Annotated in this window: 27 protein-coding genes; 15 read left to right on the top strand and 12 right to left on the bottom strand. The window is 57.3% G+C overall.

What is annotated here, in order from left to right; genetic code table 11:
- Nucleotides 1-23: 23 nt before the first annotated feature.
- The 6 genes from sfmF to fimA form a co-directional block, all read right to left on the bottom strand.
- Nucleotides 24-548, bottom strand: a complete 525-nt coding sequence (sfmF, locus tag V1587_RS07820) for a fimbria assembly protein (RefSeq protein ID WP_371898848.1) — start codon at nucleotides 546-548, stop codon at nucleotides 24-26.
- A gap of 9 nt (nucleotides 549-557) precedes the next feature.
- The gene (gene fimH / locus V1587_RS07815) at nucleotides 558-1562 is read right to left on the bottom strand and encodes a type 1 fimbria D-mannose specific adhesin FimH (RefSeq protein WP_371898802.1); all 1005 of its coding nucleotides are present in this window, start codon (nucleotides 1560-1562) and stop codon (nucleotides 558-560) included.
- 13 nt (nucleotides 1563-1575) lie between these two features.
- A complete protein-coding gene (locus V1587_RS07810; RefSeq protein WP_371898801.1) occupies nucleotides 1576-4140 on the bottom strand; it encodes a fimbrial biogenesis usher protein in 2565 nt (854 codons plus the stop codon).
- 14 nt (nucleotides 4141-4154) lie between these two features.
- Nucleotides 4155-4847, bottom strand: a complete 693-nt coding sequence (gene fimC, locus V1587_RS07805) for a type 1 fimbria chaperone FimC (RefSeq protein WP_371898800.1) — start codon at nucleotides 4845-4847, stop codon at nucleotides 4155-4157.
- Nucleotides 4848-4881: 34 nt separating this feature from the next.
- A complete protein-coding gene (fimI, locus tag V1587_RS07800) occupies nucleotides 4882-5427 on the bottom strand; it encodes a type 1 fimbrial protein subunit FimI (RefSeq protein WP_371898799.1) in 546 nt (181 codons plus the stop codon).
- A 68-nt stretch (nucleotides 5428-5495) separates the two neighbouring features.
- Nucleotides 5496-6059, bottom strand: a complete 564-nt coding sequence (fimA, locus tag V1587_RS07795; protein ID WP_371898798.1) for a type 1 fimbrial major subunit FimA — start codon at nucleotides 6057-6059, stop codon at nucleotides 5496-5498.
- Nucleotides 6060-6369: 310 nt separating this feature from the next.
- On the opposite strand from fimA, the gene folD reads away from it, so the two are divergent.
- From folD to V1587_RS07770, 5 genes are all read left to right on the top strand, one after another.
- Nucleotides 6370-7236, top strand: coding sequence for a bifunctional methylenetetrahydrofolate dehydrogenase/methenyltetrahydrofolate cyclohydrolase FolD (gene folD / locus V1587_RS07790; protein WP_008499332.1), 867 nt, complete (start codon nucleotides 6370-6372; stop codon nucleotides 7234-7236).
- Between the two features lies 1 nt (nucleotide 7237).
- Nucleotides 7238-7450, top strand: a complete 213-nt coding sequence (ybcJ, locus tag V1587_RS07785; RefSeq protein ID WP_023334767.1) for a ribosome-associated protein YbcJ — start codon at nucleotides 7238-7240, stop codon at nucleotides 7448-7450.
- A 284-nt stretch (nucleotides 7451-7734) separates the two neighbouring features.
- Nucleotides 7735-9234, top strand: coding sequence for a PTS transporter subunit EIIC (locus tag V1587_RS07780; protein ID WP_371898797.1), 1500 nt, complete (start codon nucleotides 7735-7737; stop codon nucleotides 9232-9234).
- An 83-nt stretch (nucleotides 9235-9317) separates the two neighbouring features.
- Nucleotides 9318-10334, top strand: a complete 1017-nt coding sequence (malI, locus tag V1587_RS07775) for a Mal regulon transcriptional regulator MalI (RefSeq protein ID WP_045909727.1) — start codon at nucleotides 9318-9320, stop codon at nucleotides 10332-10334.
- A 73-nt stretch (nucleotides 10335-10407) separates the two neighbouring features.
- Entirely contained in the window at nucleotides 10408-10929 is a 522-nt protein-coding gene (locus V1587_RS07770; RefSeq protein ID WP_371898796.1) for a metal-dependent hydrolase, read from the top strand.
- Nucleotides 10930-11021: 92 nt separating this feature from the next.
- On the opposite strand, the gene cysS is transcribed toward V1587_RS07770, so the two are convergent.
- Nucleotides 11022-12407, bottom strand: coding sequence for a cysteine--tRNA ligase (cysS, locus tag V1587_RS07765; protein WP_371898795.1), 1386 nt, complete (start codon nucleotides 12405-12407; stop codon nucleotides 11022-11024).
- Between the two features lie 174 nt (nucleotides 12408-12581).
- Between cysS and ppiB the strand changes: the two genes are divergently transcribed.
- The 6 genes from ppiB (at nucleotide 12582) to mnmH (ending at nucleotide 17049) form a co-directional block, all read left to right on the top strand.
- The gene (ppiB, locus tag V1587_RS07760; RefSeq protein ID WP_008499327.1) at nucleotides 12582-13076 is read left to right on the top strand and encodes a peptidylprolyl isomerase B; all 495 of its coding nucleotides are present in this window, start codon (nucleotides 12582-12584) and stop codon (nucleotides 13074-13076) included.
- Nucleotides 13077-13079: 3 nt separating this feature from the next.
- A complete protein-coding gene (gene lpxH, locus V1587_RS07755; protein ID WP_371898794.1) occupies nucleotides 13080-13802 on the top strand; it encodes a UDP-2,3-diacylglucosamine diphosphatase in 723 nt (240 codons plus the stop codon).
- A gap of 136 nt (nucleotides 13803-13938) precedes the next feature.
- A complete protein-coding gene (locus V1587_RS07750; RefSeq protein WP_371898793.1) occupies nucleotides 13939-14148 on the top strand; it encodes a YdgH/BhsA/McbA-like domain containing protein in 210 nt (69 codons plus the stop codon).
- Between the two features lie 171 nt (nucleotides 14149-14319).
- Nucleotides 14320-14829, top strand: a complete 510-nt coding sequence (gene purE / locus V1587_RS07745) for a 5-(carboxyamino)imidazole ribonucleotide mutase (protein WP_023310631.1) — start codon at nucleotides 14320-14322, stop codon at nucleotides 14827-14829.
- Nucleotides 14826-15893 (top strand): 5-(carboxyamino)imidazole ribonucleotide synthase, encoded by a 1068-nt coding sequence (purK, locus tag V1587_RS07740; protein ID WP_371898791.1) that lies wholly within the window; start codon nucleotides 14826-14828, stop codon nucleotides 15891-15893. The genes purE and purK overlap by 4 nt, the downstream gene beginning before the upstream one ends.
- Nucleotides 15894-15978: 85 nt before the next feature.
- Nucleotides 15979-17049 (top strand): tRNA 2-selenouridine(34) synthase MnmH, encoded by a 1071-nt coding sequence (gene mnmH, locus V1587_RS07735; RefSeq protein ID WP_371898790.1) that lies wholly within the window; start codon nucleotides 15979-15981, stop codon nucleotides 17047-17049.
- Nucleotides 17050-17142: 93 nt separating this feature from the next.
- Here mnmH and V1587_RS07730 read toward each other — a convergent pair whose 3' ends face one another.
- The 3 genes from V1587_RS07730 to ybbA all read right to left on the bottom strand — a co-directional run bounded on the left by V1587_RS07730 (nucleotide 17143) and on the right by ybbA (nucleotide 21568).
- The gene (locus V1587_RS07730; protein ID WP_023334757.1) at nucleotides 17143-18288 is read right to left on the bottom strand and encodes a porin; all 1146 of its coding nucleotides are present in this window, start codon (nucleotides 18286-18288) and stop codon (nucleotides 17143-17145) included.
- 182 nt (nucleotides 18289-18470) lie between these two features.
- Nucleotides 18471-20885 (bottom strand): putative ABC transporter permease subunit YbbP, encoded by a 2415-nt coding sequence (gene ybbP / locus V1587_RS07725; RefSeq protein WP_371898789.1) that lies wholly within the window; start codon nucleotides 20883-20885, stop codon nucleotides 18471-18473.
- The gene (gene ybbA, locus V1587_RS07720; RefSeq protein WP_008499319.1) at nucleotides 20882-21568 is read right to left on the bottom strand and encodes a putative ABC transporter ATP-binding protein YbbA; all 687 of its coding nucleotides are present in this window, start codon (nucleotides 21566-21568) and stop codon (nucleotides 20882-20884) included. Before ybbA ends, ybbP begins: the two co-directional genes overlap by 4 nt.
- Here ybbA and tesA point away from each other — a divergent pair.
- From tesA to V1587_RS07705, 3 genes are read left to right on the top strand one after another with little or no spacing between them, the layout of a single operon-like run.
- The gene (tesA, locus tag V1587_RS07715; protein ID WP_371898847.1) at nucleotides 21539-22162 is read left to right on the top strand and encodes a multifunctional acyl-CoA thioesterase I/protease I/lysophospholipase L1; all 624 of its coding nucleotides are present in this window, start codon (nucleotides 21539-21541) and stop codon (nucleotides 22160-22162) included. The two genes, ybbA and tesA, sit on opposite strands and share 30 nt — an antisense overlap.
- Before the next feature lie 28 nt (nucleotides 22163-22190).
- The gene (locus V1587_RS07710) at nucleotides 22191-22961 is read left to right on the top strand and encodes an SDR family oxidoreductase (protein WP_023617270.1); all 771 of its coding nucleotides are present in this window, start codon (nucleotides 22191-22193) and stop codon (nucleotides 22959-22961) included.
- A 58-nt stretch (nucleotides 22962-23019) separates the two neighbouring features.
- Nucleotides 23020-23874 (top strand): co-chaperone YbbN, encoded by an 855-nt coding sequence (locus V1587_RS07705; protein WP_024906867.1) that lies wholly within the window; start codon nucleotides 23020-23022, stop codon nucleotides 23872-23874.
- An 86-nt stretch (nucleotides 23875-23960) separates the two neighbouring features.
- On the opposite strand, the gene fetB is transcribed toward V1587_RS07705, so the two are convergent.
- Together fetB and fetA are read right to left on the bottom strand one after the other, a co-directional pair.
- Nucleotides 23961-24743 carry an iron efflux ABC transporter permease subunit FetB gene (gene fetB, locus V1587_RS07700; protein WP_023617520.1) on the bottom strand — a complete coding sequence of 261 codons (783 nt, stop codon included), beginning with the start codon at nucleotides 24741-24743 and terminating at the stop codon, nucleotides 23961-23963.
- Entirely contained in the window at nucleotides 24736-25407 is a 672-nt protein-coding gene (fetA, locus tag V1587_RS07695) for an iron efflux ABC transporter ATP-binding subunit FetA (RefSeq protein WP_371898788.1), read from the bottom strand. The genes fetB and fetA overlap by 8 nt, the downstream gene beginning before the upstream one ends.
- A gap of 143 nt (nucleotides 25408-25550) precedes the next feature.
- On the opposite strand from fetA, the gene V1587_RS07690 reads away from it, so the two are divergent.
- Nucleotides 25551-26402, top strand: a complete 852-nt coding sequence (locus V1587_RS07690; protein ID WP_371898787.1) for a hypothetical protein — start codon at nucleotides 25551-25553, stop codon at nucleotides 26400-26402.
- Nucleotides 26403-26440: the final 38 nt, after the last annotated feature.

The following is a 26440-nucleotide window of genomic DNA, read 5'->3' as shown; positions in this document are numbered from 1 at the left end:
AGCTGCAGGGAGTGCGGTCAGTGCTAATTATAGTTAATCATAAAGGTGGCATCCGCATCGGCTCGTCCGGGCTGAGGGTTATCTGCAGTGGCAATATAATTGGCATAAAACGACAATGTCGCATTCCCCTGCGCATCAACCGAAACCGGCTGGCTGGCCTGCTGGAGAGCCAGACGCGTTTTATCCGCATCCCTGATCTCTACCGCGACATGACTCGCTGTACTGGCGTCGTTTAGCGCCAGCAAACCGTTATTGCTCCCGTCGGCTTTGCCCGAAAACGTAATGGAAGCCGCGCCCGGCGGGCAGCCGGTCAGCTTCAGCGTAAACGGCATGGGCTGCGTGCGGCTCCCGGTAGTGCTGAGCTGTTTCGTGGGCCAGGTGCCCAGCGTAACGCTCTTGTCGCTGTCGCTCCCCTCGGCTACGCAGGTAAAATCGACAATGTTGCCGGACATCTGAATATTGATTTCGCCCAGTGCAGTGGCTGACCACGCGTTTGCCTGAAACATCGCCAGGGCTACCGCAGCGCAATGCCATTTCCAGTTCAGCATCATTCCCCCTTAATCGTAATCCACGCGAAGATAGCCGCGAGAGGTGAAGCGGCCTTCTGCGGGTTTATTCCCGGTAATGCTCACCGGCCATACCCGAATTGCTACCTGCGCCTGCGCGCTGTCGTCCAGGCGGAACGGTATTTTGCTGTTCAGGTTGTTAGGCGTCAGAGGGGCGCCGCTATCGTTCGCAACCACAAATCCAAGATCCGGGTTATCGGAAATCAGCGCATTGCCAGAGACTTTTTCCGCCTCGATGCGCATCGTCAGATAAGCGTTGGCCTCTACGTTCGTACACTTAATGGCAATGGTTTTACTTTGCGGTGAGACTTTCTGGGGACGATTACCGGCACCCGCCTGGCTGAACAACGATGCACCGATATCGCCAAAATCGAACTCCACCACCTGCCCGGCATTTATCGCGCAGCTTTGCGGTACCTGAATGGTACCGCTATAGCTGATGGTATACACCGGCGTATTCAGTGGGTCAGATGTTGTGGTCGTCACATACACCCGAAACATGGTTTGCTGCGGGATCACCACCATATTGATAAACCGCCGCGTGACTCTCAGGCGGAAGACCAGCTTCGAGTCGGTAACCGGAAACGCCTTGTTATTCGGAACGTTAGGATGCTGCCCCATCTGGATATAGTTGGCTGGCGGGTAGAACGTACCCGCGAAGTCATCGTGGATCTGCATTGCGCCATCAAGGTAGTCATTCAGCTTCACATACTTATAGCTATCAATCACCGTCGTTATCGGCAGACTGGTGACGTAACTACGCATCGTGGACTTCCCGCTCGTTCCTTTGGGGCAGATAGCATTTACGCCGACCAGCCCGGACTTTTGCGCAAGGGTCACAATTTGCCCCGGTTTGTTATTGGAGCTGTTAAAAACGTTTGAGAGATCGTAGGAAATATCCTTCGCCACGCCAGTGGAGTTCTGGCAAACCGTTGCCCATGCGGGCATCGCGCTGCACAGCAGCGCAAAGCTCATTACGTTGCGTAAAATGCGCATCTTTGGAACCTCGTTAACGATCACAGCTTGCCCCTGCCATGGTAATGGCCTGGTTCTGGCTTTCAGGCGACAAGCGATAGTGTGCGCGACACTGGGACTGCGCCCCGTCGCCCCACTGGATCAGCAGTTCGCCTTCCAGCGGCAGCCCACTCAGGTAAATTTGTCCATCATCCCCCACCATGCTGGTGACACCGCTTCGGGTTTCACGGACCACCGCGCCGAACGGCACGGGCTGGTTACCGCGCATCACCGTCAGCAGAGCGCGTACGCCGATGCGGGTATCAAAGCTGGCGCGCACCAGCGCGCCTTTAGTCGGCACCACGCTGCTCACGTTGTTTTCAATGTCGGTGTTGTTGCTCATGGTGTTGGTATCCAGCGCCACGCGGTTGTAGCGATAGACGGTGGCATACGGCATCACCGCGTATCCTCGCCAGTCGGTTTTCACACCGGTCTGGTTTTCAATACTGACGCCTGATGCCCCCGGCGCTTTGATCAGCACGTTGGTGTCGCCCAGCGGCTGGCTGAAGGTCACGCCGTCGGCGTGGCCGACCACCCCGCCGGAGAGCTGCCAGTTGAGATCGTGCTGGTCGCGGGAATAGTTGTAGCCCACGCCCAGCGTGCCGTAGGTCGCCTGCCAGTTGGCGCTGGCGCTTCCGCTTGAGCCGTTGGTGCTGGCGTGTCCCTGGGTCACGCTGTAGTTCAGGTTGCGGTCCTCCAGCAGCGTTCCGCTGACGCCGGTTTGCCAGCTTGTGTCGCCATCGCTGTTTCGACTGGCGGATGCCGTAGCGTAGGCGCGGTCAATCGCGCTGTCCCGGCGATAGCCCTGACGGGTAAAGAGGCTAAACGGCACGGAGACGTTAAACGACGCGATCCGATCGGTGCCGTCTATCCCAACGGATTTGTTCCACGACCAGGAGACGGAGTAGTTGATCCCCTTCACGCCTCCCGCATAGCCCAGCTGGTACCAGAGGTTCGACTCGTCGGTTCCCCAGTAGGTCTGCTCGCTGCCGGAGATATAGACCGAGCCGTAGTCCCCCAGCGACTGAGACACGTTGAGCTGGAAGCGGCCTTTTTTATTCCACGTCAGGTTGTGATAACTCTGCACGTCAGGCACATCGTTATCGTTCTGGCTATCGGCATACTGATAACCCTCCATTGAGCGCCAGGCGACGTCGTCGAGGGTGTAAAAGCCTTTTGTGGAGTAGCGGTAGCCCAGCAGCTGGAAGTTGGTGCCGAAGCCGTTAAGGGATTTCGCATAGAGGAAGCGCAGAGACTGCCCTTCATGCTTGCTGTCGTCCGCGAGCTGGCTGCGGGCGTGGGTGATATCGAGCGAAACAGCGCCCCAGTCGCCCAGGTTTTTCCCGGCCCCGACGGCCACCGCGGTATAGCGTGACGCCAGCTGCGTCCCGCCGTAAAGCGTGTAACCGTTGGCTAGACCGGTAATCAGGGTTCCCTGGGTGAAGAACGGCGTATCCTGATCGCTGTTACCGCTGCGGTAATCCCCCGCAACGAGATCGTATTTCCAGCGCCCTTCACGCTGCAGAAGCGGCACGGTGGAGTACGGCACGGTATAGCGCTGCTGGGTGCCGTCTTTCTCTTCGACCGTGACCTCCAGGTCACCGCTTGAGGAGGTCGGGTTAAGATCGGTAATCGCAAATGCGCCCGGCTGGACGTAGCTTTGATAGATAACGTAGCCATTCTGGCGAACCACCACTTTGGCGGGCGTACGGGCGATCCCGCGCACGGTCGGCGCGTAGCCCTGCAGGCTGTCCGGGTACATGCTGTCAGACGAGAAGAGCCGCCCGCCGCGGAACCCCATGCTGTCGAAGACGTCATTCCCGGTATTGCTGTCGCCCAGCACCAGTTCGCTTTTAAGCGGGATAACGGTGCGCTGCGCCCAGGTGCCAATATTCTGCCACTCGCTATGACGCTGCCCGTTATTCTGCGTGTACCGCCATGCGCCGTTGTTACGTAAACGCCAGGCGCCATAGTTCAGCCCGCTCTGCAGGTTGAGGTAATAGCTGTCGTCCTCGCTTCCCCGGTTACCGGTGAAACTGTAGTTCACCAGCGCGGCGGGAATGCCTTCATCCCACTGTTCAGGCGGAATGTAGCCCCGGGCGCTGTTTTGCAACGCCACCTGCGGCAGGCTGACGTCCAAACGCTGTGAGGCAAAGTTAAATGCCGTTTCGCTGCCGGGGATAGCCGTGGTCAGAGGAACGCAGGTCTCGCCCTGCACCTTAGCCAGCTCGGGAAACGCCGCGACGTTAACGCCAAAGCGATCGAGCATCGCGCGCGTAATGCACGCTGACAAACCGCCCGCTACCGGCGGCGTATTCTCGGCCTGCTCAAAACGCACGTCCTGGGTACCGATAAACTCATCGTTACGCCAGATATCCACGCGATAAACGCCGGGTGCCTGCTGGTGTCCTTGTTCAAAACGCGACAAATCCGCCACGCTGGCGGTGTCGTCGGACAAGAAGGCCGGGTTGAAATAACTTTCGCTCCAGCCAGCCTGCGGCCAGAGCGCAGCCATCAGCGCCAGCGCAACCGGGCAGTAACGTCTCTGGTGGTTTTTCATCGCCCTGACTCTGCTCACAGGTTGACGCTACGCGCCGGAGTAATGGCACCGTAGTCATTCACGCTCTGCCAGGAAAGCGTGCCGCTGGCACCGGCTGGCAGCACCTGCTGAGCAGAGCTTTTCGGCGCAACCATCAGGTTTTCCAGCTGCTGCCCGCCCAGCTTCAGATTGACGAGGGTGATGTAATACGGGGAAGCGTTGCTGACTTTGAGGTGGTTGCCCGCGCGCTCAAACCGCAGCTGGGAAAGCGCCTCTTCCGGCTGCATCGCCAGGTTGTTCGGGCGCACAAACAGCTTGATGCGTGAGAGGATCGCCAGCTGCAGCACGTTATTGTTTTCCGTTTTCGCTTTGTTCACCGACGGGATCGCCTTCACATTCATGTAAAAGAGCGATTCGCGATCGGCAGGCAGTGCCGGGCCGGCGTAAATAATACGTAACGTGTTTTCACTGTTCGGCTCGCTAACAAACAGGGGCGGAGTGACGGCAAACGTTTTTTCTTTTTGCCCGCTCGCATTTTCGATCCACGCGTTAATTAAATAGCGTTCCTGTTTGTTGCTATTGGTGATCGCCAGCGACGTTTGTTTTGCCTCTGCGGGATAAATAACGCGCGTGGCTCCCAGCGCAATACCGCCGGAAGCATTTGCGCAGGTAGAAACCATCATCAAAATAAACGATAAAAAAAGTCCTGGTTTAATTAGGGTATTCATCACAACCGTACCTTTAATAATGTGTTCGCAGGTGTTATGGATAAATCAACGTAAACCAGACATCCGACTGAATTTTGCCTGGCTCGAGATGTTCGGAAATAGCCCGATAGCGGGCGCTAAAATGGAACGCGAGCTCGCGGGTATCGACAGGCAGCCAGCTGACGGCCGTGGCGTTTGGAATAATCTGACGTTGCTGTTCGTCAAAGAGTGCCAGCCCAACGCCGCTGCTGACGGGTGTTTCACCCGGCCTCGATGTCGCCAGAAAGACCTGCGGATCCTCTGCGGGTGTGGCGCCCTGAAACTGGATCCCCACGGTGCGCGAAACATCAACGCTGCAGTCCAGCAGCCGCACGGTGAAAGGCACATTCACCGTGGAAAAACTGCCCACACCGGAAAATGAATTGGTTCGGTACTGCCCCATGTCGATGCGCATATTCTGGCTGTCGGGCGCCACGGCGCAGCCGCCGTTCACCAGTTCACCCCGGAGATGAACCTTGCCGCCTTCGATCACCACGGTATGCGCCGATGCCGGGCAAGCCATCGCAAGGGTTAACAGCAGTAGTGTTCCAGTCCTTGTCATCCTTCGTTCCTGGCATTAGCGTATGACGGGCCTCTTCCCTGAGGCCTGAACATCCCTGTGCGGAGGAATTACTCGTATTTCATTACGAAGGTGGCGTCAGCGTTCGCCTGGCCTGGCTCAGTGGTGGCAGCCGTTGATTTGTAACGGGCGGTGAACTTCAGGGTGTTGGTCCCTTCGATCAGCGTCTGCGCAGCAGAGAAGGTCGCGCCGTCTGGGGTCAGAACACTGGATTTGCTGTCGAGGATTTCGATACCGACGCCTTTCGCGGTGCTGTCGTTGTTACCGGAGGTTACTGCCAGCAGGGTTTTGTCGGTTGGGTCGATCTGACCGGTGAACGCAACAGCTGCAGTTTTGGCAACCAGCGGATCGCAATCATTCAGTTCAATGTTGAATGGAATATTAGAGGTGGTGTCGCCCACTTTGGTGAATTTCGCGGTACGATACTGACCCAGATTAACGGTCTGCTCGGAAGAATCAGTATTTACTGAACAAGCCGCATTAACCAGCTCACCTTTAAAATGTACGGTACCGCCATTAACGGAAACCGGCGTAGCAGGATCTGCTGCATTTGCGGCACCTGCAACCAGGGCAAAAGTAGCAATAACAGTAGAAGCAATGTTGCTGAGTTTCATGTCTATTCCTTTAAAATGTAAATAACCCTTCCCGCGAATAATCGGGAATAAGAAATACGTTCAATTAATGAATTGAAAGCTTATTTCGGAGGAGACAAAGTAGCTCAGGATGCGTTTTTTAAATATGTCAAAACGCTGCCATTTCGCCAGGTCACATCCTAATACTGCCTAAGAAATTGACCATCCCTTAAGAAGGGTTTTTGCGTATCACTGATGAAAACTCGTAAAGGGTGACTGACAGCGACGCTCGCTTCTGACAAAATACACGCCATCCCCCCTTTCAAACGTTACAGACGGAATCTTCTCTCTGATGGCAGCAAAGATTATTGACGGTAAAACGATTGCGCAGCAGGTGCGCTCTGAGGTCGCGGAAAAAGTGAAGGCGCGTAAAGCTGCCGGAAAACGCGCCCCCGGGCTGGCCGTTGTGCTGGTTGGCAGCAACCCTGCATCGCAGATTTATGTGGGCAGCAAACGCAAAGCGTGTGAAGAGGTCGGCTTCGTCTCCCGCTCTTACGATTTGCCGGAAACCACCAGCGAAGCAGAACTGCTGGAACTTATTGACACTCTGAATGCCGATAAAGAGATCGACGGTATTCTGGTTCAGCTGCCGCTACCTGCCGGTATCGACAACGTGAAGGTGCTGGAGCGTATCGCACCGGATAAAGACGTGGACGGTTTCCATCCATACAACGTTGGCCGCCTGTGCCAGCGTGCGCCGCGTCTGCGTCCTTGCACGCCGCGCGGTATCGTGACGCTGCTGGAGCGTTATAACATCGACACCTACGGCCTGAACGCCGTGGTCATCGGGGCGTCCAACATCGTGGGCCGCCCGATGAGCATGGAGCTGCTGCTGGCCGGCTGCACCACCACAGTTACCCATCGCTTCACCAAAAACCTGCGCCACCACGTTGAAAACGCCGATCTGCTGATCGTCGCTGTCGGTAAGCCGGGCTTTATTCCGGGTGAATGGATTAAAGAGGGGGCGATTGTCGTGGACGTCGGAATTAACCGTCTGGAAAACGGCAAAGTGGTCGGCGACGTGGTGTATGAAGATGCCGCCGCACGCGCGTCTTACATTACCCCAGTACCGGGCGGCGTAGGCCCGATGACCGTAGCAACGCTGATTCAGAATACCCTGCAGGCGTGCGAAGAATATCACGACGTAGAGGACGCGTAAGATGGCGACTTTTTCATTAGGTAAACACCCGCACGTTGAGCTGTGCGATCTGCTCAAGCTGGAAGGCTGGAGCGAAAGCGGCGCGCAGGCAAAAATCGTTATCGCCGACGGGCTGGTAAAAGTCGACGGCGTGGTAGAAACGCGCAAGCGCTGCAAGATTGTCGCGGGCCAGACCGTAAGCTTCGAAGGACAGAGCGTAACCGTTACGGCCTGAGCCCCCTCACCTAACCCTCTCCCCAAAGGGGAGAGAGAACAGTCCGAACGCCGTTTCCAGGCCGGGTAAGGCGAAGCCGCCACCCGGCAATTTTTCTGACTATCCCCTCATACCCATCACGGTTATTTATCGATCCACTTCAAATAATCATTATTTCGTTTGTTGAAAAGTGAAAATTCAGTTGCGCGTTTTTCACTCTTTGCCCACGATAAGTAGAACGTTCTACTAAAACGTTCTACTTACAATAACAGCGCCAAAAAAAGCGCTACTCGGGGGAAATCAGCATGAGTCTGATATCAGGGTTTGTTAAATCGCTGTCTAAGTTATCGATGATTGGTCGCGCCTTAATGCTGCCAATTTCACTGCTTCCCGCTGCGGGCCTGCTGCTGGCCTTCGGCGATAAGTTCCATCTGCCGCTGATGATGAACGCAGGCGGGGTTATCTTTGATAACCTGCCGATGCTGTTTGCCATTGGCTCCGCCGTGGGTCTGGCGTCAGAATCCGGCATCGCGGCGCTGTCTGCGGCCGTTTCGGTGTTTGTCACCAATATCACCATCAGCACCGTGCTGAGCATCACCCCGGAAATGGCCTCCCAGGGCGGGAAATACGCCATGGTAGTGGGCATTCCGACGCTGCAGATGGGCGTCTTCGGCGGCCTGATCTGCGGTATTCTCGCGGCCTGGTGCTACAACCGCTTCCATACCATGCAGCTGCCGGAGTTCCTGGGCTTCTTCTCCGGCAAGCGCTTCGTGGCGATTGCAACAGCGTTCCTCTCGTTCCTGATGGGGCTGCTGCTGCCGTACGTCTGGCAGCATATCCAGGCCGGTATCGACGCCCTCTCCGTGGTCGTTAACGGCGATAATCAGGCGGCCTCGACCTTTATCTTCGGTCTGGTGGAACGCGCGCTGATCCCGCTCGGTCTGCACCATATCTGGTATCCGTCGTTCTGGTATTCGTTTGGGGATTACACCACCCAGGCAGGCCAGGTGATCCACGGCGACCAGACCATCTGGTTCAAGATGCTGGAAGAAGGGGTGAAATCCTTCAGCAGCGACACCTACCAGAACGCCGGCAAGTTCATGCAGGGTGAATTCCCGCTGATGCTGTTCGCGCTGCCCGCGGCGTGCCTGGCGATGTATCACGAAGCCCATACGAAGAATAAAAAAATCGCGGCCGGTATTCTGTTCTCCGCGGCGCTCACCTGCTTCCTGACGGGGATCACCGAACCGGTTGAGTTTACCTTTATCTTCGTGGCACCGATTCTGTACGTCTTTAACGCCATCATGGCGGGCCTGGCCTACATGACCATGTACCTGCTGCATGCGCATATCGCCAAGTCGTTCTCTGCGGGCTTTATCGACTATCTGTCATTCGGGATCCTGCCGTCGTTTAACGGTTACCAGACCCACTTCCTGAGCGCCATTATCATCGGCATTCCAATGGGCCTGATTTATTATTTCACGTTCCGCTTTGTGATCCGTCGTTTCGACGTGAAAACGCCGGGCCGCACCGAAGTAACGGCCAACGCGAATGAGAAATCAGATTCTGAACTCGCGACCGAGATCATCACCCTGCTGGGCGGCGCGCATAACATCGACTCCGTCGGCGCCTGTATCACTCGTCTTCGCCTGGAAGTGACAAAAAGCGAGGTGGTGGATAAAGACGGTCTGAACGGACTCGGCGCGCGCGGCGTGGTCTTCGTCGGCGACAACGGTATCCAGGTGATTTTCGGTGCCAGAGCACAGTTTATCGCCCAGACCATGTCCACCATGATCGGCAAATAATAAGATGCCTGAACGACACGTCTCCTGTACGCTGGGAGACGTGTTTTATCTGGCTGATAATCGGCAAATTTCAGGGAGCGGTTTTGAAGAAAGTCAGCATCATTGATGTCGCAAAGCACGCGGGCGTGTCGGTTTCAACCGTCTCGCTGGTGCTGCGCCAGAAAGGGAAAATCTCAGAGGCAACGATCGAGAAGGTCAACGCTGCCATCAATACGCTGGGCTATGTTCATAACGTCGCCGCTGCCAACCTCCGCGCCAATACCTCCAATCTGATTGGCCTGATCCTCCGTGACTTTAGCGACAGTTTCTCCATCAAGGTGATGGCGAGCATCGTCCAGGATCTTGAAAAACAGGGGTATATGGTTTTTCTCGGCCAGCCCCAGAACGACCATGACCATCTTGAGCGCTGCCTGCTGTCGTTTAAGCAGCAGGGCGTCGCCGGGGTAATCTATCTGGCCTCGGATACCCGCACCGCCACCCTCCCGGAAAAGATTCGCCACTGCCCGCTACCGCTGGTGGTGGTCTCTCAGTCGCTGCTGGATGAAAAATGCAATCTGGTGATGCGCGATAACCGGCAGGCGGCCAGTCTGGCGGTGCGTTATCTTATCGAGCGCGGCCATCGCAATATCGCCTATATTGGCGGACGTGAAGGCTGCCTTATCCGCGAACAGCGCCTGCTCGGTTTTCGCAGCGCGATGGCGCAAAACGGGCTGGTCTGGCGCGATGAGTACTCTCCGGCCTGCAGCGATGACACGCTGGCAGCGGGTTTCGCCACCCGCCAGCTGCTGGAAAAAAACAACACCATCACCGCCCTGCTCTGCCACTCGCCGGATGCCATGATCGGCTCCATCTCCGGTATTCATCAGGTCGGGCGTACGGTGGGTAAAGATGTGTTTCTGACGCAGCAGGTCGCGCTGGTCGGTTTCGAAGATATGCTCCACGTTAACCTCACCTCGCCGTCATTTACCTACGTTTCGTCCGCCAGCGAAGAGACGGGGCGTCAGGCGGCCGGGCTGATTATTCGCACGCTGAAGGAGCCGACGCTGCAAACCCAGCGCATTACGCTTTCCGGGCAGCTTATCGCGCGCGAGTCGGCGTAAAATAAGAATTTGACGCGGGTCTGCTGGCGCGGGTTTACTGCTATATTTCCATGATTTGCCATGGATAATGTCAATGCCTACCGTTATTACGCACGCTGCTGTTCCGCTTTGTCTGGGCTTAGGCCTGGGAACCAAAGTGATTCCTCCTCGCCTGCTGTTTGCCGGGATTGTCCTCGCCATGCTGCCGGATGCCGACGTGCTGGCGTTCAAGTTCGGCGTCGCGTACGGCAACGTTTTCGGCCATCGCGGCTTTACCCACTCCCTGCTGTTTGCCTTCGTGGTGCCCATACTCTGCGTGCTGACTGGACGACGATGGTTCCGGGCCAGCCTGACGCGGTGCTGGCTGTTTTTAACGGTGTCACTGCTGTCGCACAGCCTGCTGGATTCGATCACCACGGGCGGGAAAGGCGTCGGCTGGCTGTGGCCGTGGTCAGATGAACGCTTCTTTGCGCCGTGGCAAGTGATTAAGGTCGCACCCTTTGCGCTGTCGCGCTATACCACGCCGTACGGGCATCAGGTGATTATTTCAGAACTGCTGTGGGTGTGGCTGCCGGGGGTCGTGCTGATAGGGTTGCTGTGGTGGAAGCGGAGGTAAAAGCAAAACGGCAACTCAAGTTGCCGTTTTTAGTGTTTGCACCCTCTCCCTGTGGGAGAGGGCTGGGGTGAGGGCATCAGCGCGCACCAGACTTACTTACGGCGCCAGGTGGTCCCCTGCGGGCCGTCCTCCAGAATAATACCCATCTCGGTCAGACGGTTACGCGCCGCATCGGCCGCCGCCCAGTCTTTCGCCTGACGCGCTTCCAGACGCGCTTTGATCAACGCTTCAATTTCCGCCACTTCACCGTCGTCCGCCTGCGCACCGCTCTGCAGGAACGCGTCCGGCTCCTGCTCCAGCAGGCCGAGCACGGAGGAGAGCTTACGCAGATGAGACGCCAGCGCATTCGCCGCGGCCATATCTTCTGACTTCAGGCGGTTCACTTCGCGCGCCATGTCGAACAGCACGGAGTAGGCTTCCGGGGTGTTGAAGTCGTCGTTCATCACCTCAACGAAGCGCGCTTCGAACGCTTCGCCGCCTGCCGCCGGAACAGACCTGTCGGTACCGCGCAGCGCGGTATACAGACGCTCCAGCGCCGAGCGCGCCTGCTTCAGATTCTCTTCGCTGTAGTTCAGCTGGCTGCGATAGTGGCCGGACATCAGGAAGTAGCGCACGGTTTCCGCGTCGTAATACTTCAGCACGTCGCGCACGGTGAAGAAGTTGCCCAGCGATTTGGACATCTTCTCACGGTCAACCATCACCATTCCGGAGTGCATCCAGTAGTTCACGTACTCGCCGCCGTGGGCGCAGGTGGACTGCGCGATTTCGTTTTCGTGGTGCGGGAACATCAGGTCCGAGCCGCCGCCGTGAATGTCGAAGTGTTTACCCAGCTGCTTGCAGTTCATCGCAGAACATTCAATGTGCCAGCCCGGACGGCCTTCGCCCCACGGGGATGGCCAGCTTGGTTCACCCTCTTTGGACATTTTCCACAGCACGAAGTCCATCGGGTTACGCTTCACGTCAACCACGTCAACGCGGGCACCGGCCTGGAGCTGGTCCAGATCCTGACGGGAAAGCGCACCGTAGGTTGGGTCCGTCGGCACGGAGAACATCACGTCGCCGTTGTCGGCAACATACGCATGACCGCGGGCGATCAGCTTTTCGGTGATCTCGATGATTTCGTGAATATGGTGGGTCGCGCGCGGCTCGCTGTCCGGGCGCTGAATATTCAGGGCGTCAAAATCTTTGTGCATCTCAGCGATCATGCGATCCACCAGCGCGACAAAGCTTTCGCCATTTTCATTCGCGCGCTTGATGATCTTATCGTCGATGTCGGTGATGTTGCGCACGTATTTCAGGTTGTACCCCAGAAAACGCAGGTAGCGTGACACCACGTCGAAGGCGACAAAGGTACGGCCATGGCCAATGTGACAGAGATCGTAAACCGTAATACCACACACGTACATGCCGACTTCCCCGGCATGGATAGGTTTAAATTCCTCTTTCTGGCGCGTCATTGTATTAAAGATTTTTAACATCGAAGATTCCATGTAAACACGTGTGTGGTTGAAAACCGGCTATTCTACCCGTAATTCAAACCCGAAGCAGCACACAATGCAAGGTGATCGCATCCTGTGGTTATGCTATAACAAGCCCCTATAGATGACCCGAAGGCGGGTCGACGTACCACAATAACGGAACAGGATGCAAAAATGGTTACTTTCCACACTAATCATGGCGATATCGTAATCAAAACCTTTGATGACAAAGCGCCTGAAACAGTTAAAAACTTCCTGGACTACTGCCGCGAAGGTTTCTACAACAACACCATTTTCCACCGCGTGATCAACGGTTTTATGATCCAGGGCGGCGGTTTCGAACCTGGCATGAACCAGAAAGCCACTAAAGAACCGATCAAAAACGAAGCGAACAACGGCCTGAAAAACACCCGCGGTACGCTGGCAATGGCGCGTACTCAGGCTCCACACTCTGCAACCGCGCAGTTCTTCATTAACGTAGCAGACAACGACTTCCTGAACTTCTCCGGCGAAAGCCTGCAGGGTTGGGGCTACTGCGTATTCGCAGAAGTGGTTGAAGGCATGGACGTGGTTGACAAGATCAAAGCCGTCTCTACTGGCCGCAGCGGTATGCACCAGGACGTTCCTAAAGAAGACGTTGTGATTACAAGCGTGACCGTCAGCGAGTAATTGGTGGCGACACTCTTTATTGCGGATCTGCATCTGCAAACAGAAGAACCGGCGATAACCGCCGGTTTTCTGCGTTTTTTACGCGGTGAAGCGAAAAGCGCCGATGCGCTGTACATCCTGGGCGACCTCTTTGAAGCCTGGATTGGCGACGACGATCCTAACCCGCTGCATCGTGAAATGGCTTCGGCCATTAAAGCGCTGGTGGATTCCGGCGTCCCCTGCTACTTCATTCACGGCAACCGTGATTTCCTGATCGGCAAGCGCTACGCCCGCGAAAGCGGCATGACCCTGCTGCCGGAAGAACAGGTGCTCGATCTCTACGGCCGCAAGGTGCTGATCATGCACGGCGACACGCTCTGCACCGACGATACCGGCTACCTGGCGTTTCGCGCCAAAGTCCACACCCCGTGGATCCAAAAGGTGTTCCTTGCCCTGCCGCTGTTTATCCGCAACCGTATCGCCGCCAGAATGCGCGCAGGCAGTAAAGCCGCCAACAGCAGCAAATCTATGACCATCATGGACGTGAACCCGCAGGCCGTGGTGAGCGTGATGGAAAAGCATGGCGTTCGGTGGTTGATCCACGGTCATACCCATCGTCCTGACGTGCATTCCCTTATCGCCAACGGCGAACCGGCCCATCGCGTGGTGTTGGGTGCATGGCACTCAGAAGGATCCATGGTCAAAGTCACGCCAGAGGGCGTGGAGCTGATCGCTTTTCCTTTTTAAGCCCTCACAATTCATTCTATTTTTTTGAATAATATCGGCAAATTGTTTCGATTTTAATCAGCCCGCGGTCGGCCTATTATCTATCACATCAGGGCAACACGCCCTATCCCAGATAAATTACTTTAGGAATACGACCATGAAATCCATCAAAACTTTCGTTGCAGTTGCCGCTCTCTCCCTGGCTTCTTTCGGTGCTTTCGCGCAGAGCGTCAGCGCAACCGGTTCAACCCTTGACCGCGCAGAGGCAAAAATTGCTGCGCAGGCCGCTGAACAAGGTGCGTCCTACAAAATCACCAGCGCACAGTTCAACAACCGCGTGTATATGACCGCTGAACTGACTAAATAATGATTGTCGATTGACGAAAACAGACCGCCAGAACGCGGTCTGTTTTGTTATGAATTGATGGCAACAACGGCTCAAGATTTAACCGCGCAACCGTTTTCCTTGCCCGTATAACATGCTATTCTCTGTGCCCTCGAAAGCAGTGTGTTTCGCACCACAGGAGTTTTAAGACGCATGTCTTCCCGCAATAATCCGGCGCGTGTCGCCATCGTGATGGGGTCCAAAAGCGACTGGGCTACCATGCAGTTCGCCGCCGAAATCTTTGAAATCCTGAATGTTCCGCACCACGTCGAAGTGGTCTCCGCGCACCGTACACCGGACAAACTGTTCAGCTTCGCCGAAAGCGCCGAAGAGAACGGTTATGAGGTGATCGTTGCCGGTGCGGGCGGCGCAGCACATCTGCCGGGCATGATTGCCGCCAAAACCCTGGTGCCGGTGCTGGGCGTCCCGGTACAAAGCGCCGCGTTAAGCGGTGTGGATAGCCTCTACTCCATCGTCCAGATGCCGCGTGGCATTCCCGTCGGCACGCTGGCGATTGGCAAAGCGGGTGCGGCGAACGCTGCCCTGCTGGCGGCGCAAATTCTTGCGACGCACGATAAAGCATTGCATCAGCGTCTGGCGGAGTGGCGTAAAGCCCAGACCGACGAAGTGCTGGACAATCCGGACCCGCGGGGTGCGGCATGAAGCAGGTTTGCGTTCTCGGTAACGGCCAGCTAGGCCGCATGCTGCGTCAGGCCGGTGAGCCGCTGGGTATTGCCGTCTGGCCCGTCGGGCTGGATGCCGAGCCGGAGGCGGTACCGTTCCACCAGAGCGTGATCACCGCCGAGATCGAACGCTGGCCGGAAACTGCGCTGACCCGCGAGCTGGCGCGTCATAACGCCTTCGTTAACCGCGACGTATTCCCGATCATTGCCGACCGTCTGACGCAAAAGCAGCTTTTCGACAAGCTCGGTCTGCCGACCGCGCCGTGGCAGCTCCTGTCTGATAAAAACGAGTGGAATGATGTTTTCGCGATGCTGGGAGAGCTGGCAATCGTGAAGCGCCGCGTGGGCGGTTACGATGGCCGCGGTCAGTGGCGCCTGCGCGCAGACGACACCGCCGAGCTGCCGGATGATTGCTACGGCGAGTGTATCGTTGAGCAGGGCATCAACTTCAGCGGTGAAGTGTCGCTGGTTGGCGCGCGCGGACACGACGGGCATACCGTCTTTTATCCGCTGACGCATAACCTGCACCAGGACGGCATTCTGCGCACCAGCGTCGCCTTCCCGCACGCTAATGCTGACCAGCAGACGCAGGCGGAAGAGATGCTCTCTGCCATCATGCACGAGCTCGGGTACGTGGGCGTGATGGCGATGGAGTGCTTTATCACCCCGTCCGGTCTGCTGATCAACGAGCTGGCACCGCGTGTGCACAACAGCGGCCACTGGACACAAAACGGCGCGTCCATCAGCCAGTTCGAACTGCACCTGCGCGCCATCACCGACCTGCCGCTGCCGCAGCCGGTGGTCAACAGCCCGTCGGTGATGATCAACCTGATCGGCACCGATCTGAACTACGACTGGCTGAAGCTGCCGCTGGTGCATCTGCACTGGTATGACAAAGAGGTTCGCCCGGGTCGTAAGGTTGGCCACCTGAACCTGAGCGACAGCGACACGGGCCGTCTGAGCGCCACGCTGGAAGCCATGATCCCGCTCCTGCCGCCGGAATACGCGAGCGGTATTGTCTGGGCACAGTCAAAGCTAAAATAGTTCTCCCTCCGCCGGGGAGTTGACCTCCTCTTTCCCCGGCGTACAATTCCCGCCCATTGCTGCTTAGCTTTCTTCTGGAATAACCATGAACGATGGAACGGACTATCGCGCGATCCTCGCGTCCGATACCCCTTTAATCGACGTTCGCGCGCCGATCGAATTTGCCCAGGGCGCGATGCCAGCGGCAGTCAACCTGCCATTAATGAATGATGACGAGCGCGCCGCCGTCGGCACCTGTTATAAACGTCAGGGACCGGACGCCGCGCTGGCGCTCGGCCATCGCCTGGTGAGCGGCGACACGCGTGAGGCTCGCATCAGCGCCTGGCGGGAAGCCAGCCTTGCCCATCCTGAGGGCTTTCTCTGCTGCGCGCGGGGCGGCCAGCGTTCACATATCTCGCAGGCGTGGCTGAAAGAAGCAGGTATCGACTACCCGCTGATCCGCGGCGGCTATAAAGCCCTGCGCCAGACGGCGATTCAGGTGACTATTGAGCAGTCGCAAAAGCCGATGGTGCTTATTGGCGGCTGCACCGGAAACGGTAAGACCCTGCTGGTGAAGCAGCACGCACAGGGCATCGATCTGGAAGGGCTGGCGCACCATCGCGGCTCGTCCTTTGGCCGCACGCTCACGCCGCAGCTTTCTCAGGCCAGCTTTGAAAATCACCTTGCCGTCGAGTTGCTGAAAAAAGACGCCGCGCGCTGGGTGCTGGAAGATGAAGGCCGGATGATTGGCTCCAACCACCTGCCGGAGTGCCTGCGCGACCGCATGGTTGAATCCCCTATCGTTGTTGTCGAAGACCCGTTTGACGTCCGTCTTGAGCGCCTGCGCGAAGAGTATTTCGATCATATGTGGGCGGATTTTTCTGCCGCCTACGGCGAGGAAGCAGGCTGGAAAGAATACAGTGAGTACCTGCACCACGGCCTGTTCGCCATTCGCCGCCGTCTGGGGCTGCAGCGGTATGCCGAATTCAGCGCGCTGTTAGATTCCGCGCTGCTGGAACAGCAACGATCTGGCAGCACGGACGCGCACTTCAGCTGGCTTGCGCCGCTGCTGAAGGACTATTACGACCCGATGTACGGCTATCAGTTGGAGAAGAAAGCGGAGAAGATTGTGTATCGCGGGACGTATGAAGAAATTGCTGAGTGGCTTGATCGCTGAAAAATAAAGCCGGGTGGCGGCTACGCCTTACCCGGCCTACATGTTCTATCCGTCTGTTCCCTCTCCCTTTCAGGGAGAGGGTTAGGGTGAGGGTTAGAAGTCGTAACGCAGACGCACCAGGTTCATGTCGCCCAGGTTGTCGGTGCTGGAGGTGAACACGTGTTCGTAATCCACGCGGAAACCGTAATCCAGCTGGAAGCTGATACCCACGCCGTTGTCGATGCGCTGGTAGTTACGACCGTTCACGTACTGAATACGGTCACCCATGAAGTAAGGCTGGATGGATTTAACCGCGTACTGACCGATTGGGAATTTGTAACCTGCGAAGTACTCAATACCCCACGCGTCGCCCGCAAAGTAGTCGTTAACAGACACTTTTTTGGTGGTCAGGAAGTTCTGATACCAGCCGCCGCCTGCGGAGAAGGTCCAGTTGTCCGGGGTCCAGCTCAGCGCGGTACCGAGGATGTTCTGGTCGTAGGTTTTGCTGTCGCCGTTGTCCGGGTTACGCATGTCGGCACGGGTATAGTTCCACGCGGCGCCCCAGGTCAGATCGGTGGTCAGGTGATAATCCAGACCCAGCGAGCCGCCGCCTTTACGCTTGTAGCGCAGGCCGTTGCCCGGCAGGTATTCGCTGTCTTCAAACAGGTAGGATGCATAGATGTCAGCATCGCCCACGGTTTTCTTATATTTCAGCATCTGGCGTGAACGGTAAGAGCCGTCGTAGTCGCCGTTGATACCGTTACCTGGTGCCTGACCAATCATGTCGTAGTCCCAGATATCGGTTTTCGCGCCAACCACATCATAGTAAACGCTGTTCTGTTGACCAAAGGTCAGCGTACCCCAGGTGTCGCTCTTCAGACCGGTGTAGAGCATACGACGCGTGGTGTCGTGTGCGCCGTCGGCGTAGTGGTGATCCCAGTTGAACTGCGCTGGAATGTTCACACCCAGCTCGTAGTAGCTGATCCAGCTGATGTCATCAAACAGGTAGTAATCTGCTGCGAAACGGAAACGGGTGCCGCCGTCAAAGCCGTTACGCTTGTAGCTGTTTTTACCGTCGTCGCCGGTCATGTTCTGGAACTGAGGACGGATACTGCCACCAACGGTGAAGTTCAGGCGGCTCAGCGGGTTACCCGCCTGAGGATCCTGCTTAAGAACGGTGATTTCCGCCTGAGAAGCGAAGGTCGTTAATGCCACTGCCGCGCCGATCGTTGCCGCCAGCGCTGATTTTTTTATAGTCATTATTTTTCCTTAATAGACACGCTGCTAAGTATTTAGCGGGTGAATATTAACTGGAAATAATCGGGCCGTGTGGTCGGGTTTTTAATGTTTTGTGCTACTAAATGAGTGGGTATTATCACTTTGTGCTATTTAAACACTGCGCACCGGCACAAAAACCGGTGCGCAACTATCACCGTGCTAAATCAACTCGCGAACTGACGGAACAGGGCTTTACCCTTTAACAGCCGCGTGCCGAGCCAGCCTCCGCAGAGAGAAAGCAGCGCAGCGCCGCACAGAGGCAGGGTTAACCAAAGACGCCAGTCAGGCTCCCACGGGAAGTCGAAGACCTTTGTCTGCAGCACCGCCAGCGCCGTCTCTGCGCCAATGGCCGCTACCAGACCGGCCACCAGCCCCAGCAGCGCAAACTCGCTCCAGAGCGTCATTCGCAGCAGCCTCTTGCCGGCCCCCAGCGTGCGGTAAACCACCAGTTCCTGATGGCGCTGGCGCATGCCCACCTGTACCTGAGCCAGCAGCAACAGCACGCCGCAGATCGTCACCAGCACCACCATGACCTCCAGCGCGCGGCTCACCTGCTCCAGCACCTGCCCTACCTGTTTGAGGATCGCGCCGATATCCAGCAGGCTGACCGTCGGAAACTCGCGGTTTAGCTGGGTCAGCATGCCGTTGCTGTTTTCCCAGCGGAAGCTGGTCAGCCAGCTCTGCGGTTGCCCGTCCAGCGCCCCCGGCGGGAAGATAAAGAAGAAGTTGGGCCGCAGGCTTTCCCAGTCCACTTTACGCAGGCTGGTGACTTTCGCGGTAAAATCCTGGGTATCGCCTGTGAAGGTGACGCTGTCTCCCAGCTTCACCTTCAGGCGCGTCGCCAGCCCCTCCTCCATCGACACCTCTCCCGCTTTCGGCGGCCAGGTGCCGGCGGTTATCGGGTTGTGGTCAGGCCGTTTCTCCTGCCAGGTGAGGTTCAGCTCGCGGTTCAGCGACTCGTCCTTGTTCCCCTCCGTTGGCTGCCCGTTGATCTGCGTCAGACGCGCGCGAACGATGGGATAGAACGACTCGAGGATGATGTGATGCTCCGCCAGGAAGCCCTTCAGCGGCGTAACCTGCTCAGGGGCGATATTGATCAGGAAATAGTTCGGGCTTTCCGGCGGAAGCTGCTGCTGCCAGCGATCGAGCAGATCGCCGCGCAGCACCAGCAGCAGCGCCAGCAGCATAAACGACAGCGAAAACGCCGACAGCTGGCTGAGCGTAGCCCAGGGCTGGTGCAGCAGACGGTTGACCGCCAGGCGCACGGGCAGGGATTTTACCGTCACCCTTTTCAGGAGGTTGAGTAGGATCCAGCCCAGCACGCCGCACAGCAGCGCCAGCACAACCGCCCCGGCCAGCACCGCCCACAGCAGCGTACTGCCCCCCATCAACCACGCCAGCAGCCCCACCGCCACCGCAATAATCACCGGAAGGTAGAACTTCAGCGGCCAGACGTTCGCCACCACATCGTTACGAAGCACGCGCAGCGGCTGCGTGGCGAGCAGCAGGCGATAGGGTCGGAGCCCCACCAGCAGCGAAATCACCGTCATTGCGCCGATTGCCCATAGCCACGGCCAGAGGCTGGCCGGCGGCAATGCTGCCGGGAGCACCGGTTTCAGCATCACCATCAGCAGTTTTTCAAACAGCAGCCCTATTATTCCGCCGGTCAGCGCCGACAGAACCAGCAGCATCAGCCACTGGCCGACGATCAGCTTGCGCAGCTGCGCCCTGCCCGCCCCCAGGGTTTTGAGGATCGCCACCAGGTCGTAGCGGCTGCGGCAGTAGTGCCCCATCGCCACGGCCACCGCCGCCACCGCCAGCAGCAGGGTCAACAGGGCCGAGAGCAGCAGGAACTGCTGAGAGCGCTCGAGAGATTTACCGAGCGCCCCCTCGTCCTGCTCCAGCCCGAACCAGCGGTGTTCCGGTTTGAGCTGCGGCAGAAGCCATTTTTCATATGCGGCAAGCTGGGCGGGCGTGCCGCCAAACTTATAGCGCCAGGTGACGCGGCTGCCCGGCTGCACGGCATGGGTTGCCGCGACATCCGCGGTGTTCATCAGCAGGCGCGGCGCAAGCTGGAACGGGTTAAATCCGCCGTCGGGCTCCTGCACCACTTCCCCGGTAATCCTGAGGGTAGCGTCACCGACGTCGATACTGTCGCCGGGTTTCAGGTTCAGCAACGCCATCAGACGCGATGCCAGCAGCACCGTACCGGGCGTGGGCTTTAATCCCGGCGGAAGGGTCTGTAAGTCACCGTACATCGGGTAGATATCATCGACGGCCTTGACGCTCGCCAGCTGCGGCGTGTCGCCCGCGAAGGTCATGGTCTGGAAGGTGATTTGTTCCCCCACCTTCAGCCCTTCTTTGCGCGCTGCTTCAATCCAGCCCGGCGGCACGGGGCGGGAACTTTCCAGCGCCCTGTCCCCCGCCATAAACTCCCGGCTCTGCTGGCTGAGCCCTTTTTCCATGCGGTCACTGACGCTGCCGAGCGCCAGCACGCAGGCCACCGCCAGGCTTAGCGCCAGCCAGACAATCAGCAGCGAGGGGGAGCGCCACTCGCGCCAGAACCAGCGGGTAATCATGCTTCCTCCTGCAGAACGCCGTTCACCAGCCGCAGGCGACGGTCGCAGCGCGCGGCGAGCTGCGGATCGTGGGTCACGAGGATAAGCGTAGTGCCGTGCTCGCGGTTGAGCGAAAACAGCAGGTCGGCAATCCGGTCTCCGGTTTTACGGTCAAGGTTGCCGGTAGGTTCATCGGCAAACAGCACCTCAGGGCGGCCGTTAAACGCGCGAGCCAGCGCCACGCGCTGCTGCTCACCGCCGGAAAGCTGGGCGGGAAGATGGTCGAGACGTTTCCCCAGACCGAGCTGTTCCAGCAGCGCCTTCGCGTGAGCGCGGCTTTCACGGCTGTTTTCACCGCGCAGCAGCGCCGGGAGCTCGACGTTTTCCAGCGCGTTCAGGGTTGGGATCAGCATAAATGACTGAAAGACAAATCCAACGTGACGCGCGCGCAGCGCGGCCCGCGCCTCTTCATCAAGCTGATGCAGCGGCTGCCCGACAAGGTGCACCTCACCGCTGCTGCCGTCGTCCAGACCGGCTAAAATCGCCAGCAGCGTGGACTTACCGGAACCGGATTCGCCAATCAGCGCAATGGTTTCAGCGCGTTTGACAACGAGTTCAACTCCGGTAAGGATGGAAAGCTCGTGTTCCCCCTGACCGACGGACTTCTTAAGATGATGAACTTCAACACTGTTTTCCGCTGGCATTTGCCCTTCCTGTTTTTGATTCTGATGACTTTCCGCGCGGCGGCAGCGGACACGTTACTGGTTCTCGGCGACAGCCTGAGCGCAGGCTATCGCATGGCGGCCAGCGCGGCCTGGCCCGCTCTGCTCAATGACAAATGGCAGAGCAAAACGTCTGTAATCAACGCCAGCATCAGCGGCGACACCTCGCAGCAGGGTCTGTCGCGCCTGCCTGCGCTGCTCAAACAGCATCAGCCGCGCTGGGTGCTGGTGGAGCTTGGCGGTAATGATGGCCTGCGCGGTTTCCAGCCTCAGCAAACCGAGCAAACGCTGCGCACCATTTTGCAGGACATCAAGGCGGCAAACGCCCAGCCGCTGCTGATGCAAATTCGCCTGCCCGCCAACTACGGTCGTCGGTATAATGAGGCCTTTAGCGCGATCTACCCCAGGCTTGCCAAAGAGTTTGATATTCCGCTGCTGCCATTTTTCATGGAAGAGGTCTATCTCAAACCCCAGTGGATGCAAGACGACGGGATCCACCCCAATCGCGATGCGCAGCCGTTTATTGCCGACTGGATGGCAACGCGGCTGGCTCCTTTAGTTAAACATGACTCCTGATTAAGCGGAGATCCTGACAGGTAAAGTTATGCAAAAATCGGTCTTAATTACAGGATGTTCCAGCGGAATCGGCCTGGAAAGCGCGCTCGAATTAAAGCGCCAGGGGTTTCGGGTTCTGGCGGCCTGCCGCAAACCCGACGATGTCGAACGCATGAACGGGCTGGGCTTTACCGGCGTGCTGCTGGATATGGACTCACCGGAGAGCGTTGAGCGCGCCGCGGATGAGGTGATCGCACTGACCGGTAATCGTCTGTACGGCCTGTTTAATAATGCCGGCTACGGCGTGTATGGCCCGCTGGATACCCTCTCCCGCGAAACGCTGGAGAAGCAGTTTTCGACCAACTTCTTCGGCGTGCATCAGCTCACCATGCGTCTGCTCCCCGCGATGCTGCCGCACGGCGAAGGGCGCATCGTGATGACGTCGTCGGTGATGGGACTGATTTCCACCCCGGGCCGCGGCGCCTACGCCGCCAGCAAATATGCGCTGGAGGCCTGGTCCGACGCCCTGCGCATGGAGTTACGCCACAGCGGCATTAAGGTCAGCCTGATTGAACCCGGCCCGATCCGCACCCGTTTTACCGAAAACGTTAACCAGACGCAGGCGGATAAACCGGTCGAAAACCCCGGCATCGCCGCACGTTTTACCCTTGGGCCAGAGGCGGTTGTGGCCAAAGTGCGCCATGCTTTTGAGAGTGAACATCCCAAAATGCGCTATCCGGTGACGCTGGTCACCCATGCCGTCGGCTGGTTAAAACGCCTGCTGCCGGGCCGGATAATGGACAAAATTTTACACGGTTGAGTTGAAGCGCCGACGCGCATCCCCATGTAAAGAACAAACCGACAAAAGAGAAAGCCGCATGTCCGTACAGAATATCGTCAATATCACAGAAGCTAACCTGCAACAGACCCTTGAACAGTCGATGACCAAACCGGTCCTGTTCTACTTCTGGTCTGAACGTAGCCAACACTGTCTGCAGCTGACGCCGGTGCTGGAAAGCCTTGCCGCCCAGTACAACGGTCAGTTCATTCTCGCGAAGCTGGACTGTGACGCCGAACCGATGGTCGCGTCTCAGTTTGGTCTGCGCGCCATTCCTACCGTCTATCTGTTCCAGAACGGCCAGCCTGTTGATGGCTTCCAGGGGCCACAGCCGGAAGAGGCTATCCGCGCCCTGCTGGATAAGGTGCTGCCGCGCGAAGAAGAGCTGAAAGCGCAGGAAGGCATGGCGCTGATGCAGGAAGGCAAATACGACGAGGCGCTGCCGCTGCTCAAAGACGCATGGCAGCTGTCGAATCAGAACAGCCAGATTGGCCTGCTGCTGGCGGAGACGCAGATCGCCCTGCACCGCTCAGAAGACGCGGAAGCCGTACTCAAGACGGTTCCGCTACAGGATCAGGACACCCGCTATCAGGGGCTGGTTGCACAAATTGAGCTGCTGAAGCAGGCGGCGGATACCCCGGAAATTCAGCAGCTGCAGCAGCAGGTTGCCGACAATCCGGCGGATGCCGCGCTGGCAAGCCAGCTGGCGCTGCAGCTGCATCAGGTGGGGCGTAACGAAGAGGCGCTTGAGCTTCTCTTCAGCCATCTGCAAAAAGATTTAGCCGCTGCAGACGGTCAGGCGCGCAAGATGTTCCAGGAGATCCTGGCCGCGCTGGGCACCGGCGACGCGCTGGCGTCGAAGTATCGTCGTCAGCTGTACGCGCTGTTGTATTGATAAAAAAGCCCGGTGGCGGCTTCGACTTACCGGGCCTACAAAAGCACGAATCGTAGGCCGGGCAAACGCAATGCCGCCCGGCACAATCACCGCACCTTTTTCAACTGCGTCACCACCAGCTGGTGGCGCGCGTTGTAGAACTTCCGATAGGTCAGGTAGCAGGCAATGATGGTCGACAGGCTTGCCGTGGAAAGCAGCATAAACGTCACCATGATCTGATACTTAATCGCTTTTACCGGATCGATACCGGCAAAAATCAGCCCCGACATCATGCCCGGCAGGCTCACCAGCCCCACCGTTTTGGCGGAATCTACCGTTGGGATCAGCGATGAGCGAATGCTCTCACGTATCAGCCGCGCCGAGGCCACTTTTGGCGTCGCCCCCAGGCTTAGTTTCTCCTGCAACTGCTGCTGTTCGCTGCTGAATCGCTGCCCAAGGTTGTTGTAACAGAGCCCAACGGCCACCATCGCGTTCCCCGCAATCATCCCAGAGATAGGGATAACCTGCATCGGCGTAAACTCAATGGAGCCGGAGAGCACCAGCACCGCCAGCGTGAGCGCCGTTCCGGTGGTAATCGCGATAAACGATGAAACAAACGCCTTATCAATGTATTTACTGCGTTTCTGCGCATTCCACGCCGCGTTAAAGCAGATAAAGAGCACCATCAGCAGCGTCAGCACCGCGTGGTTAACGTTGAAGATATACTTCAGCACATAGCCGACGATGATGAGCTGAATCACCGCGCGGCAGATACTCCATACGATATCTTTTTCCAGCCCCAGCTTTTCGCGGTAGCTGACCACAATCGCAATCAGCACCAGCACCATCGAAAAGGCCAGCGATTCGTTGGTAATGTTGTGTTCACCCACGGTTTGCCTCCTGCATTTTCCCGCCGTGCGGCTGGAGCGTAATAACGTCATCCGCATGGGTTATTTCGTTAGCGTCGTGCGTCACCCACAGCACGGCAATATTTTGCTCACGAGCGTAGCGATGAATAATCTCGTTGACGTTGCGCTTGTTGACGTCATCGAGCGCGCTGGTGATTTCGTCCAGCAACAATACCTTGGGTAAAAACTGCAGGTTGCGGATCAGCGAGACGCGCTGCTTTTCGCCGCCCGACAGCGCGTTGATGGATTTAGTCAGCGTCTCCTGCGCCAGGCCAAAGCGGGCCAGATCGTGGATAAACTTTTCCGGCTCCGGCGTCTTATTGCGGATTTGCCACGGGAAAATCAGGTTGTCATAGACCGTATCGCCAAAAAGCACGGGCGTTTGTACGCAGTACGAAACCTGCTGGCGATAGCTTTCCGGGGAAAGCGACGCGATATCCTCACCTTCAAACAGAATGGCTCCCTCCGTCGGGCTGAGAAGTGAAGCCACAATCTTCAGCAGCGTGCTTTTACCACAGCCTGAGGGACCCGTGATTAATTTAAACTCGCCCGGCGACAGGCTAAACCCGACGTGCTGCAGGATCGTGTTTCCACCGACTCGAAATCCGACATCCCTGAGCAGTAATACGTTTTTTTTATCATTCATAGCGCTTCCGTTGACCGCTTCGTGTAATAACCGCCTGTAGCATAATCCTTTCGCCCGCACAGCGCGAATAGCCTCACGCTAAAGCAAGTGTTAAACTTTTTGTTTGTAAATTGTCACCACCATCACTGCAGGAAGTATGCGACATGGCACATATCTTTTATGAGTTTCCCTCCCTGAAGCCTGGTGTTCCTGATGTCGAAACATTAATGGAAGTCATCAAATCGTCGGAACTTACGCGTTTTGTGATGGGTGCAGAGGTGGTGGATTTTGTTAAGAAGGCGCTCATCGTGAACACCACGATCGGCAGCTTCAAAAATTGCTATTTCGCCTTCGACAACGGAACACACTTCCTTGAATTTGACGGTAAAGGCAAATCAAAACGCTTTAATGAGGTGCCGGACTGGTTCGTCTCTCCGGCGGAATTTTCACGCACCCAGTGGCTTATCAACCACAATCTTGCGGATGTGAAAGCCACTCAGTTCATTGACGTGCTGATGTCCTACCCGCTGAAAGCGCGCCGCGCGCACTGCAATTTGCTATTCGGGCTGGAGCTGGAAAAAGTCAACGCGGTTCCGGCCGCAGCCTCGGCGGCAGGTAAAATCGGCAATAAAAACGGTAAAACCACCAAACCCCGCGTCACCGATCTGGGATCGTTTGAATTGTTCAGCCAGTTCTTTGCGCGCATGAAAACCGCCGTGCTGGCCGATGAGTTCCCGACTCTGCAGATCCTGACGGGCATGGATAACCTGGCAAAAGCGCCGCATAATTTAAAGCAGGGCATCAGAACCTGGTTTAAAGCCATCGCGGGTGACCTTCCACCGAATAACAAACGCGTTGAAGCGGGGAATGCCGTTCTGTTCTGCGCCCCCATTCGCGAACAGATCCAGCGTATCGAAGCGCTGGGGCTGGAGAATTACTACCAGGGATTATCGAAAGCCATTGCTGAAGCGGGTGATGGATTCATCTCTGACTTTACCTATACTTACGAGCAATAAACACACACTTTCACTCGTCACAGCATGCAAAACAGGAG

This window comes from Enterobacter sp. ECC-249, assembly GCF_043965265.1.
Classification (GTDB): Bacteria; Pseudomonadota; Gammaproteobacteria; order Enterobacterales; family Enterobacteriaceae; genus Enterobacter; species Enterobacter quasiroggenkampii.
The sequence above is the reverse complement of the archived record's forward strand: the minus strand, read 5'-3'. Positions and strand labels throughout refer to the sequence as shown.